This is a genomic window from Streptomyces sp. SolWspMP-5a-2 (genome assembly GCF_900091845.1).
In the GTDB taxonomy this organism is placed as follows: Bacteria; Actinomycetota; Actinomycetes; order Streptomycetales; family Streptomycetaceae; genus Streptomyces; species Streptomyces doudnae.
This window is the reverse complement of the sequence record NZ_FMCI01000141.1, coordinates 42,756-55,108: the sequence shown is the minus strand read 5'-3', so window position 1 is coordinate 55,108 and position 12,353 is coordinate 42,756. Positions and strand designations below refer to the sequence as shown.

The following is a 12,353-nucleotide window of genomic DNA, read 5'->3' as shown; positions in this document are numbered from 1 at the left end:
GACGGGCCCGCCGTCGGGTTGGTGCCGCCCATGCCGCCGGAGGCGGAGCTGAGGGCGGGGGAGGCCGCGTAGGCGGCCGGGCCCGCGAGCGCCGCGACGATCGCCGCCGCCACGGACGCGGCCAGCAGCCGGGCCCGGTGGCCGGAGCGGAACACCAGCAGTCCGGCGACCGCCAGGACCGTCAGCACGCCCACGCACGGCCAGAGCCAGGTGTTCCAGCCGTCGGCCCGGCGCAGCAGCACGACCGCCCAGCCGCCGGTGACCGCGAGGGCCGCGGGCAGCACCCACGTCCAGCGGGTGTCGGCGCCGCGGAACGCGCGCCACAGCATGACCCCGCCCGCGCCGGTGAGCGCCGCGATCCCGGGGGCGAGGGCGGTCGTGTAGTACGGGTGCATGGTGCCCTCGGCCATCGCGAAGGTCAGGTAGTGCAGCACCAGCCAGCCGCCCCACAGGATCAGCCCGGCCCGGGTGAGGTCGGTGCGCGGGGCCCGTCCGCACCGGACGAGCCCGGCGACGAGCGCGATGCCCGCGAAGGGGATCAGCCAGGAGATCTGGCCGCCGAGGATGTCGTTGAACATGCGGCCGATGCCCGCGGTGCCCGCGAACGTGCCGCCGCCTCCGCCTCCGCCTCCGCCTCCGCCGCCCCCGCCGCCGTTGCCCTCGCCGCCGAGGACGCGGCCGAGACCGTTGTAGCCCATGATCAGGTCCCAGGCCGAGCCGTCCGTCGAGCCGCCGATGTAGGGGCGGTCGTCGGCGGGGACCAGCGAGACCGCCGTCGCCCACCAGAAGCTGGAGACGGCCAGCGCGACCGCGGCGAGCGCCAGGTTGACGGCCTTCCTGCGCCAGCCGAGCCGGGAGGCGACCAGGTACACGGCGAAGACCGCGGGGAGCGCGATGTAGCCCTGGAGCATCTTGGTGTTGAAGGCGAGGCCGAAGCAGACAGCCGAGCCGATCAGCGGCAGCAGCCGGTCGTCCCGGGTGGCGCGCAGGGCGAGGGCCGCGCCGGAGACCATCAGCAGCACGAGGATCGTGTCGGGGTTGTTGTCCCGGTTGATCGCGACCGTGATGGGCGTCAGGGCGAGGACGAGCGCGGCGAGGGCCGCCGCCGCGTGCCCGAACGTCCGCTTCACCGAGGCGTGCAGGATCCAGATCGTGCCGAGCGCGGCCCCGACCTCGGGGACCATCATCTGCCAGGTGCCGAACCCGAGGATGCGGCAGGACAGACCCATGACCATCAGGGCGAACGGCGGCTTGTCGACGGTCAGGAAGTTCCCGGCGTCCAGCGAGCCGAAGAACCAGGCCTTCCAGCTCTGGGTGCCGCTGTAGACGGCGGCGCTGTAGAAGCTGTTGAGGCTGGAGCCGGAGAGGTTCCAGGAGTACAGGGCGGCCGCCAGGACCAGGATCGCGATCAGCGCGGGCAGCGACCAGCGCGGCGCGGTGTCCGCGGACTCGGCGGGCGGGGCGGGCGGGGCCGCCGCGGCCCGGTCGGGGGACACGTTCGGGTGGGGGAGTGGATCGGTGGCAGATGTCACCAGGGAACCGTGCATACGCGCCTTGGGTGACGGCTGTGCTCAGCCTGGGGGCAGCCTGTGGATGGGTGAGAGGTCGGTAATAGAGCCCGGGTGACCGGTGTACGCCTCCGCCGTTCCTGGGACATTCCTGGCGAAGTGGTCGGGAGACAGCCTTCCGGCCACGGGCCCGGCGGGACCGTCCGCGGGGCCGACGAACAGGGCAAGGAGCGTTCATGATGCGTACTCACCGGACGATCGCCGTCTCGCTGGCCGCCGTCGTGCTGTCGGGCGGCGCCGTCGCCGGGGCGGCACAGGCCGCGACGGCGGCGGGCAGCGCGCCGTCCGCGTGCCGTCCGGCCAACCACATCGCCCGGATCACCCCGGCGCCCGGCAGCGCCGGGCACCGCCACTACCGGGTCACCCTGACCGCGCCGCGCGGCTACGCCTCCTGCCGCCTCGCCGGGTCGCCGTCGGACGTGCGGTTCACCGAGCACGGCGCGCGGGTCGGCGTCAGCGCCGGGCGCTACGGCGACCAGCGGACCGTGGTCACCTTCGGCCCCGGCCACCCGGTGCACTTCGACATCCAGGTGCCCGACGGGCGCCGCGCCAGGCCCGCCGACCGGGCGTCGTTCACGCTGCGGGCGCCGGGCGGCGTGATCCCGGGCACGTCCGTCGCCACGGGCCGTCTCAAGGTCGCCGCGGGCACGGTCGTCGGACCGGTCGTGCGCGGCGCCTGATCCCCGGCCCGTCCCCGGCGCGCGGGCCCCGCGCCGGGAACGGGCCCCGATCGGTATGAAACGGTCGGAAACGGCTGAAATGCGGCAGTCAATCGGTAGACATCGGTAAAGACCGGCGAAAAACTCACCCGTTCGTACAACCCTTCGGGTGAACCGGCGAGTCAACCCGGCATGACTCACCAGACGTCCCGCCGCCGCAGAGGCCCGGCCGTCGCCGCCGTGCTCGGCGCCGGTCTTCTCATACCCTGCGTGGCCGCCGCGCCCGCGAGCGCCGCCGCCCCCGCCGTCAGCTGCACCTCCGCCAGGGCCGGGCTCGCCGCCAAGCTCCAGAAGGACATCACCGCCGCCCTCGCCGGGCGCAAGGGCACGGTCGCCGTCGGACTCCACGACCGCACCACCGACACCACCTGCTCGCTGCGCGCCACCAGCGCCTACGACTCCGCGAGCGTCGTCAAGGTCACCGTGCTGGCCGCCCTGCTGTGGGACGCCAAGAAGCACGGCCGGTACCTCACGGCCACCGAGAACACCCTGGCCAAGGCCATGATCACCCAGTCCGACAACGCCGCGACCAGCAAGCTCTGGAAGCAGCTCGGCATGACGAGGATCAAGGGGTTCCTGGCCGCCGCGGGCATGACCAGGACCCAGCCGGGCGCAGACGGCTACTGGGGCCTGACCCAGATCACGGTCACCGACGAGCAGAAGCTGCTCGGGCTGGTCAACGCCCCGAACGCGGTGCTGAGCGACAGCTCCCGCGCCTACGTCCTCAAGCTCATGGGCCAGGTCGTCGCCTCGCAGCGCTGGGGCACCCCCTACGGAGCCCCCGCCAAGGTCGCCTGGCACGTGAAGAACGGCTGGCTGTCGCGGGCCACCCTGGGCTGGCGGGTGCACAGCGTCGGCACCTTCACCGGCGGCGGCCACGACTACGCGATGACGGTCCTCACCCACGGCAACGCCACCATGGACTACGGCATCGCGACCGTGCAGGGCGTCGCCAAGGTCATCCACCGGGATCTGGCCGCGAGCTGACGCCCCGCGTACTCCCGCCCGTCACCCCACCGCCCTACGGTGACGCCCATGCGCCTGCGAACCGTACTCGCGTCCACCGCCGCGGCCCTGACGGCGGCCACCTGCCTGACCGCCGCCGGACCCGCCACCGCCGGACCCGCCACGGCCTCCGCCCACCGCGGCGGGTCCTGCTCGCCGTCCGTCACCCTCGACGGCTTCTCCGACGCGCTCGACAAGACGGAGTTCCACGGCACCTTCGTCGGGAACGTCTCCGCCCTCGCCGTGGACCGCGACGGCTCCCTCGCCGCCCTCTCCGACCGGTCCTCGCTCTTCGGCCTCGACGCCCGCACCCTCGCCCCGCGCTCGGTGATCGCGCTCGCCGACGAGCACGGCGCCGAGCTGGACTCCGAGGGGCTGGCCGTGGACCGCGACGGCACCCGCCTGGTCACCTCCGAGACGGAACCGTCCGTCCGCCGCTACAGCCGCGACGGCCGCGTCCTCGAACGCCTCCCGGTCCCCTCCGCCCTGCTGGTCGCCCCGGCCGGCCGCGCCACCGCCAACCTCACCTTCGAGGGCCTGACCCTGCTGCCGGGCGGGCACACCCTGCTGGCCGCCATGGAGTCCGCGATCAGCGGCGACAGCCCGGACATCGTCCGCTTCCAGACCTGGCGGCGCGCCCCCGGCGCCCCCTTCACGCCCGCCGCCCAGTACGGCTACCGCACCGACGCCGGGCTCGGCGTCCCCGAGGTCCAGGCCACCGGGGACGGCCGCCTGCTGGTCCTGGAGCGCGGCTTCACCGCGGGCGTCGGCAACACCGTCCGCCTCTACCTGGCCGACCCGCGCCGCGCCACCGACACCGGCGGCACCGAGAACCTCACCGGGCAGCGCGGGGTCCGCCTGATCACCAAGACCCTGCTCGCCGACCTCGCCGACTGCCCCTCCCTGGGCGCCACCGCCAAGCAGCCGCAGCCCAACCCGCTCCTCGACAACATCGAGGCGATGGCGGTCACCGGCCGTGACCACGGGACCCTGCGGACCCTGCTGGCCAGCGACGACAACCAGAACCCGGCCCAGACCACCCGCTTCTACCGGCTCCGGATCCGCCTCCCGCACTGAGCCGCCCCCGGGGTCCCACCACCCGGGCCGTCCGCCCGCCGTTTGTTGCGGCGGGATGAAATCCGCCCCCGCCGGCGTTAGCCCCTGCGGCGTACACGGCAGCAGAGGGAGGCACCCGCGTGGAAGCACAACGGGGATGGGCACGGCGACTGGCCGGATACGCCTGGCGGTATCCGAAGGACGTCGTCCTCGCTCTCGGCTCCTCGCTGGCGGGGATGGCGGTCCTGGCCGTCGTCCCGCTGATCACCAAAGTGATCATCGACGACGTCGTCGAGGACCACACCCGGTCCATGGCGCCGTGGGCCGGGGCGCTGCTCGCCGCCGCCGCCGTCGTGTACGTCCTCACGTACATCCGCCGCTACTACGGCGGGCGGCTCGCCCTGGACGTCCAGCACGACCTGCGCACCGAGATGTTCACGACGATCACCCGGCTCGACGGCCGCCGTCAGGACGAGCTGTCCACCGGGCAGGTCGTCGGCCGCGCCACCAGCGACCTCCAGCTGATCCAGGGCCTGCTGTTCATGCTCCCGATGACCATCGGGAACCTCCTGCTGTTCATGATCTCGCTGGGCATCATGGCGTGGCTCTCCCCGCCGCTCACCCTGGTCGCCCTCGCGGTCGCGCCCGCGCTGTGGTGGATCGCCCGCCGCAGCCGCTCCCGGCTGCACCCCGCCACCTGGTACGCGCAGGCCCAGGCCGCCGCCGTCGCGGGCGTCGTGGACGGCGCCGTCAGCGGCGTCCGCGTGGTCAAGGGGTTCGGGCAGGAGGAGCAGGAGACCGGCAAGCTGCGCGAGGTCAGCAGGCGGCTGTTCGCCGGGCGGCTGCGCACCATCCGGCTCAACTCCCGCTACACCCCCGCCCTCCAGGCCGTGCCCGCCTTCGGGCAGGTCGCCATGCTCGCGTTCGGCGGCTGGCTCGCGGTGCGCGGCCACATCACGCTCGGCACGTTCGTCGCCTTCTCCACCTACCTCGCCCAGCTCGTCGGGCCGGTGCGGATGCTCGCCATGGTCCTCACCGTCGGCCAGCAGGCCAGGGCCAGCACCGAGCGCGTCCTCGAACTGATCGACACCGAGCCGTCGATGAGCGACGGCACGAAGACGCTCCCCGCCGACGCGCCCGCCACCGTCGAGTTCGACGACGTCTCCTTCGGCTACGCGGAAGGCCGTCCGGTGCTGTCCGGCCTCAGCTTCGAGATCGGCGCGGGCGAGACCCTCGCCGTCGTCGGCTCCTCCGGCTCGGGCAAGTCCACCGTCTCCCTGCTGCTGCCCCGCTTCTACGACGTCGGCCACGGCGCCGTCCTGGTCGGCGGGCACGACGTCCGCGAGCTGACCCTCGCCTCGCTGCGGTCCGCGATCGGGCTGGTCCCCGAGGACTCCTTCCTCTTCTCCGAGACCGTCCGCGACAACATCGCCTACGGCCGCCCCGACGCCACCGACGACCAGATACGCGAGGCGGCCCGCGCCGCCCAGGCCGACGGCTTCATCAGCGAGCTGCCCGACGGCTACGCCACCAAGGTCGGCGAACACGGACTGACCCTCTCCGGCGGCCAGCGCCAGCGCGTCGCCCTGGCCCGCGCGATCCTCGCCGACCCCCGGCTGCTCGTCCTGGACGACGCCACCTCCGCCGTCGACGCCCGCGTCGAGCACGAGATCCATGAAGCCCTCAAACAGGTCATGCGGGGCCGCACCACCCTGCTGATCGCGCACCGCCGCTCCACCCTCGCCCTCGCCGACCGCATCGCCGTCCTGGACCGGGGCGCGCTCGCCGACATCGGCACCCACGAGGAGCTGCAGGCCCGCTCCGCGCTCTACCGGCGGCTGCTCACCGACCCCGACGAACCGGGCGGCGTCTCCCCCGGCCGCCCCCGGCCCGCCGCCCGCCCGGAGGACACCTCCGTCCGCGACGAGCTGGACGCCGCCTTCGATGCCGAACGCGGGGTCACCCCCCGCCTGTGGAGCGGCGACCGCGCCCCCAAGGACACCGCCCTGTCCGGCACGCCCGCCACCCCGGGACTGCTCGCCCAGGTCGACGCGCTGCCCCCGGCCACCGACACCCCCGGCATCGACGAGGGCCGCGCGGTGCGCGCCGAGGACTCCTACGGCCTGCGCCGCCTGCTCTCCGGCTTCCGCCTCCCGCTGCTGGTCAGCCTCGCCCTGGTGGCCGTCGACGCCGGGATGGGGCTGCTGCTGCCGGTGCTGATCCGGCACGGCATCGACCAGGGCGTCACCGCGGCGGCGCTCGGCGCGGTCTGGGCCGCCGCGCTGCTCGGCCTGGTCGCCGTCCTCGTCCAGTGGGCGGCGCAGATCGGCGAGACCCGGATGACCGGCCGCACCGGCGAGCGCGTCCTCTACGCGCTGCGCCTGAAGATCTTCGCGCAGCTCCAGCGGCTCGGCCTCGACTACTACGAGCGCGAGCTGACCGGCCGGATCATGACCCGGATGACCACCGACGTCGACGCCCTGTCGACGTTCCTGCAGACCGGTCTGGTCACCGCGTTCGTCTCCGTCGTCACCTTCTTCGGGATCATGGTCGCCCTGCTGGTGATCGACGTGCAGCTCGCGCTGGTCGTCTTCGCGACGCTGCCGCCGCTGATCGTGGCGACCTGGTTCTTCCGCCGGGCCAGCGTGAAGGCGTACGAACTCGCCCGCGAGCGCGTCTCGGTGGTCAACGCCGACCTCCAGGAGTCGGTGGCCGGACTGCGCATCGTGCAGGCCTTCGGACGCGAGCGGGACGGCGGCGCCCGGTTCGCCGAGCGCAGCGACAGCTACCGGCAGGCCCGCATCCGCGGCCAGTGGCTCATCTCGGTCTACTTCCCGTTCGTCCAGCTCCTGTCGTCGGTCGCGGCGGCGGCCGTCCTGGTCACCGGCGCGGGCCGGGTCGACGACGCCACCCTCACCACCGGCGCGCTGGTCGCCTACCTGCTCTACATCGACCTGTTCTTCGCGCCCGTCCAGCAGCTCTCCCAGGTCTTCGACGGCTACCAGCAGGCCACCGTCTCGCTGGGCCGCATCCAGGAACTCCTGCGGGAGCCCACCTCCACCGGCACCGCCGACGAACCCCTCGACGTCCTCTCGCTCCGCGGCGACATCGCCTTCGAGGACGTGCGCTTCGCGTACGGCACGGACGAGGAGGCCATCAGCGGCGTCGACCTGCGGATACCGGCCGGGCAGACCGTCGCGTTCGTCGGCGAGACCGGCGCGGGCAAGTCGACGGTGGTCAAGCTCGTCGCCCGCTTCTACGACCCGACGGGCGGCCGGGTCACCGTCGACGGCACCGATCTGCGCGCCCTCGACCTCACCTCCTACCGGCACCGGCTCGGCGTCGTCCCGCAGGAGGCGTACCTCTTCCAGGGCACCGTCCGCGACGCCATCGCCTACGGCCGCCCGGACGCCACCGACGCCCAGGTGGAGGCGGCGGCCAGGGCGGTCGGCGCGCACGAGATGATCGCCACCCTCGACGGCGGCTACCTGCACGAGGTCGCCGAGCGCGGCCGCAACCTCTCGGCCGGACAGCGGCAGCTCATCGCGCTGGCCCGCGCCGAACTCGTCGACCCGGACGTCCTGCTCCTCGACGAGGCGACGGCCGCCCTCGACCTCGCCACCGAGGCGCTGGTCAACCAGGCCACGGACCGGCTCGCGGGCCGCAGGACCACCCTGGTGGTGGCGCACCGGCTGACCACGGCGGCACGCGCCGACCGGATCGTCGTCATGGACCGCGGCCGGGTCGCGGAGGACGGCACGCACGCCGAACTCCTCGCCCGCGAGGGCCGGTACGCGCGGCTGTGGCGGACCTTCGCGGGCAGCTCCGACGACGAGCCGGGCGAGCCGGTGCTGGCGCCCCAGCTCCCCTGACCGCCGGCCCGCCGGACACCGGGAGGGCAACCCTGCGCGGACCTCAGGCGTCCGTACATCAGTACGGACGAGGCACGGGAGGTCCGCGCCGGGGCGCGGCCTCGGCGCGCGGGACGAAGGGAGCACCGGTGGACAGCGGCGGGGCACGACAGCGGCTCGCACCGGGGCGGGCCCGCGCGGTCCTGTCGTCCGTCCGCGGGGCGGTACCGCGCGGGCCCGCCCTGTGCCTCGCGCTGCTGGCCGCGGTCGGCACCCTCACGGCCGCGGCGCCGCCGACGGCCGTGCCGAGCGCCCTGTGCGCCGGGCGCGAGGTGCGGCGGCTGCCGTTCTCCACCGGCACCGTGCACGTCCACAAGCGCGACGGCTACGTCTGCGCCGTCACCCTCCCGGCCCGCGCGAACGGGGCCAGGCGCACCATGTCGGTCAGCGTCCAGGCGCGCGGCAACCGGCCCGTCACCGACACCGGCTGGTACACCCACCACGCGGGACCGGTCACCGTGCACGCCGGGCGCCGCTGCGTCCGGATCGAGGGCCGGGTCGGCGGCGGGACGGTCAGCTCCGGGTGGATCCTCTGCTGACCCACGGGTTCCGCACAGCCAATTCATGAACTCCCCTGGTGCCGGGACCGGTTGCTCGGTTAGCTTCCGGCGGACATCTGTACCGAACAGGGGAGGGTGCATGCGCAAGGCGCTCAGATGGCTGCTGACGCTCACCGTGCTCATGGGCACGCTGGGCAGCACGGCCGGGGCGGCCACCGCCGCCGGGCCGCGGGCCACCGGGACGGCCGGCACCGGCGGGGTCACCGACACCGCCGACATCAAGGACAGGCTGCTCGCCGTACCGGGGATGAGCCTGATCGAGGAGAAGCCGTACCCGGGGTACCGGTTCTTCGTCCTCGGCTTCACCCAGCCGGTCGACCACCGGCACCCGTCCAAGGGAACGTTCCAGCAGCGGATCACCGTGCTGCACAAGGACGTCAGCAGGCCGACGGTCTTCTACACCGGCGGCTACAACGTCTCCACCACGCCGAGCAGGCGCGAGCCGACCCAGATCGTCGACGGCAACCAGGTCTCCCTGGAGTACCGCTACTTCACGCCGTCCCGGCCCGAACCGGCCGACTGGTCCAAGCTCGACATCCGGCAGGCCGCCGACGACCAGCACCGCGTCTTCACCGCGCTGAAGAAGATCTACCCGGCCAACTGGCTGGCCACCGGCGGCTCGAAGGGCGGCATGACCGCCACCTACTACGAGCGCTTCCACCCCGGTGACATGGACGGCGTCGTCGCGTACGTCGCCCCCAACGACGTCGTCAACGACGAGGACTCCGCCTACGACCGCTTCTTCGCCCGGGTCGGCACCAAGGAGTGCCGCGACCGGCTGAACGCCGTCCAGCGCGAGGCCCTGGTGCGCCGCGGACCGCTGGAGCGGAAGTACGCGGCGTACGCGGCCGACAACGGCTACACCTTCGCCACCATCGGCGGCCTCGACCGGGCCTACGAGGCCGTCGTCCTCGACTACGTCTGGGGCTTCTGGCAGTACAGCCTGGTCTCCGACTGCGCCACCGTCCCGGCCGACGCGAAGAACGCCAGTGACGACGACATCTGGAACTCCGTCGACACCATCTCCGGGTTCTCCTTCTACACCGACCAGGGCCTGTCCCCGTACACGCCGTACTACTACCAGGCCGGCACCCAGCTCGGGGCGCCGACCATCCACTTCCCGTACATCGAGAGGAAGTACGTCCGCTACGGCTACCAGCCGCCGCGCAACTTCGTGCCCCGGTCCATCCCGATGCGGTTCCAGCCGCACGCGATGCGCGACATCGACACCTGGGTGCGCCACCACGCCCGGAACATGCTGTTCGTGTACGGGCAGAACGACCCGTGGGGCGCCGAGCGGTTCCGCCTCGGCAAGGGCGCCGAGGACTCCTACGTCCTCACCGCGCCCGGCATGAACCACGGCGCGAACGTCGCCGGACTCGCCGCCGACGAGAAGGCGATGGCCACCGCCCGCATCCTGGACTGGGCCGGGGTGGCACCCGCCGCCGCGACCGCCCGGCCCGCCCCGCTGGCGCCGTACGACGCCCGGCTCGACGTCAGGGACGTGGAGCGCGAGCCCGCGCTGCGCCCCTGACCGCACCGCACCGCACCGCGCCCCGGCCGCCGACAGCGGCCGGGGCGCGGCCGTTCACGCCGTCGGACGGTCCCCGTACGTCAGCCCGTAGCCGAGCGGACGCAGCTCCCTCGACGGGTCGTCGGCGGCCGGGACCGGGACCGGCAGCCGTCCCCTGGGCCCGACCCGCCCGGCGATCACCCGGGCCGCAGCCCGCAGTTCGACGTCGGTCCAGGAGTAGGTGGCGAGCACCGCCGGGACGCCGGGGAGGTGGGCGAGGTCGTAGGGGTTGCGGATCGCCACCGCCACGACCGGCTTCCCGGTCGCGGTGAGCCGTTCGACCAGGGTCCTCTGCGGACTGTCCGCCGTCAGGTCACAGGTGCCGACGACGATCGCGTCCACGTCCCGCGCGGCCGCCACCGCCTCCGCGATCACGGCCGGTGACGGCGCGGTCCCGGTCGGGCGGGCGGTCGCGGTGAAGCCCAGTCCGGTCAGGGCCGCCGCGAGCACGGAGGTCGGCGGGCCGGTGGTGCCGGACGGGGAGGCCGGGTCGGCGCCCGCCACCAGGAGCCGGGGCCGGGTGCGCGGCGAAAGCGGCAGCAGACCGCCCTCGTTGGCCAGCAGGGTCGTGGTCCGCTCGGCCATCCGGTCGGCGCTCGCCCGGTGCGCCCGGACGCCGACGACCAGGTCCACCTCGTCCTCGTCGACGTACGGCTCCTCGAACAGGCCGAGGCTGGACTTCAGGCGCAGGATCCGCAGCACCGACGCGTCGATCCGCTCCTCCGTCAGCTCGCCCTCCTCGACGGCCTGCAGGACGGCGTTCCAGGCGACCTGCAGGGAGGGCGGGTTGAGGAGCTGGTCGACACCGGCCTTCAGGGCGAGCACCGGGACCCGGTCGTCGCCGTACTTGGTGCGCACGCCCGCCATGCCGAGCGCGTCGGTGACCACCAGCCCGTCGTAGCCGAGTTCGCCGCGGAGCACGCCGGTGACGATCGGGTGGGAGAGGGTGGCGGGGTCGCCCGAGCCGTCGAGGGCGGGGACCATCAGATGCCCCGTCATGATCGAGTCGACGCCCGCCCGGATCGCGGCCCGGAACGGGACCGCGTCCAGCGACGACCACAGGGCGCGGCTGTGCGTGATGACGGGGAACCCGGTGTGGCTGTCCACGGCCGTGTCGCCGTGCCCGGGGAAGTGCTTGGCGGTCGCCGCGACGGACGACCGCCGGTACCCGGCGATCCCGGCGGCGACCAGCGCGGCGACGGCGTCCGGGTCGGAGCCGTAGGAGCGGACCCCGATGACCGGGTTGGCCGGGTTGACGTTCACGTCGGCGACCGGCGCGTAGTCCTGGCGGATGCCGAGGGCGCGCAGCTCACGGCCGGAGATCCGGCCCAGGGCGCGGGCGTCGTCGCGGGAGCGGCCCGCGCCGATCGCCATCGCGCCGGGCAGCAGGGTCGCGGGCGCCCCGACCCGGCAGACGGCGCCGTGCTCCTGGTCGGTGGAGATCAGCACGGGCAGTCCGCGCGGCCGGGCGAGGGAGGCCCGCTGGATGCCGTTGGAGAGGGCGGCGATCTGGTGCGGGTCGCGGGTGTTGTGCGCCCAGGTGAAGTAGATGATGCCGCCGACGTGGTACTCGGCGATCAGCTCGGCGGCGTTGCGGACGCCGATCTCCGCGCGGTTGGCGTCGGCGTCGGCCGGGTCGGGGGCGGTGGCGGAGTGGCCGTAGACCCGCATGACGAACAGCTGGCCGACCTTCTCGGGCAGGGTCATGCGGTCGACGAGGGACCGGAGCCCGCGTTCGGCGGCGTGGCCGGTGCCGGTGGCCGCGAGGGACGCGGTGGCGCCCAGCGTCGCGGCGAGGACGGTACGTCTGGAGGGCACGTGCGCTCCTTCCGGAGGTGATCCGCTGAAGGAAACTTCCGTGCGTTCAGCAGTAACCGGGAAGTTTCCGCCAGTCAAGGGAGTGCGCACGGTACCCAGTGGGGGGCCGCCACCGGCGCCGTTGCCCGGGGGCACGCCGATGG

The 12,353-nt window shown here is 73.8% G+C and carries 8 protein-coding genes; 6 read left to right on the top strand and 2 right to left on the bottom strand.

The features are described from left to right. The coding region (locus GA0115242_RS13975) for a glycosyltransferase family 39 protein (protein ID WP_093828186.1) at positions 1–1,532 on the bottom strand (1,532 nt) is incomplete at its 3' end. Between the two features lie 212 nt (positions 1,533–1,744). Between GA0115242_RS13975 and GA0115242_RS13970 the strand changes: the two genes are divergently transcribed. From GA0115242_RS13970 to GA0115242_RS13945, 6 genes are all read left to right on the top strand, one after another. Then, a complete protein-coding gene (locus tag GA0115242_RS13970; protein ID WP_093828174.1) occupies positions 1,745–2,248 on the top strand; it encodes a DUF4232 domain-containing protein in 504 nt (167 codons plus the stop codon). Between the two features lie 171 nt (positions 2,249–2,419). Beyond that, positions 2,420–3,274 (top strand): serine hydrolase, encoded by an 855-nt coding sequence (locus GA0115242_RS13965; RefSeq protein ID WP_093828172.1) that lies wholly within the window; start codon positions 2,420–2,422, stop codon positions 3,272–3,274. Between the two features lie 48 nt (positions 3,275–3,322). Beyond that, positions 3,323–4,369: an esterase-like activity of phytase family protein gene (locus GA0115242_RS13960; protein ID WP_093828170.1), complete on the top strand. Its 1,047-nt coding sequence runs from the start codon at positions 3,323–3,325 to the stop codon at positions 4,367–4,369. A gap of 119 nt (positions 4,370–4,488) precedes the next feature. After that, positions 4,489–8,220, top strand: coding sequence for an ABC transporter ATP-binding protein (locus GA0115242_RS13955; RefSeq protein ID WP_093828168.1), 3,732 nt, complete (start codon positions 4,489–4,491; stop codon positions 8,218–8,220). A 182-nt stretch (positions 8,221–8,402) separates the two neighbouring features. After that, on the top strand, positions 8,403–8,798 hold the full coding sequence (locus GA0115242_RS13950; protein WP_093828184.1) for a hypothetical protein: 396 nt from the start codon (positions 8,403–8,405) through the stop codon (positions 8,796–8,798). A gap of 100 nt (positions 8,799–8,898) precedes the next feature. Next, positions 8,899–10,353 (top strand): S28 family serine protease, encoded by a 1,455-nt coding sequence (locus GA0115242_RS13945; RefSeq protein WP_093828166.1) that lies wholly within the window; start codon positions 8,899–8,901, stop codon positions 10,351–10,353. Positions 10,354–10,407: 54 nt separating this feature from the next. Here GA0115242_RS13945 and GA0115242_RS13940 read toward each other — a convergent pair whose 3' ends face one another. Then, positions 10,408–12,210: a glycoside hydrolase family 3 protein gene (locus tag GA0115242_RS13940; protein WP_093828164.1), complete on the bottom strand. Its 1,803-nt coding sequence runs from the start codon at positions 12,208–12,210 to the stop codon at positions 10,408–10,410. Positions 12,211–12,353 lie beyond the last annotated feature (143 nt).

Excerpts from the sequence above, each read along its gene's own strand:
- GA0115242_RS13970 (WP_093828174.1), top strand. The coding sequence starts at position 1,745 with ATGATGCGTACTCACCGGACGATCGCCGTCTCGCTGGCCGCCGTCGTG.
- GA0115242_RS13965 (WP_093828172.1), top strand. The coding sequence starts at position 2,420 with ATGACTCACCAGACGTCCCGCCGCCGCAGAGGCCCGGCCGTCGCCGCC.
- GA0115242_RS13960 (WP_093828170.1), top strand. The coding sequence starts at position 3,323 with ATGCGCCTGCGAACCGTACTCGCGTCCACCGCCGCGGCCCTGACGGCG.
- GA0115242_RS13945 (WP_093828166.1), top strand. The coding sequence starts at position 8,899 with ATGCGCAAGGCGCTCAGATGGCTGCTGACGCTCACCGTGCTCATGGGC.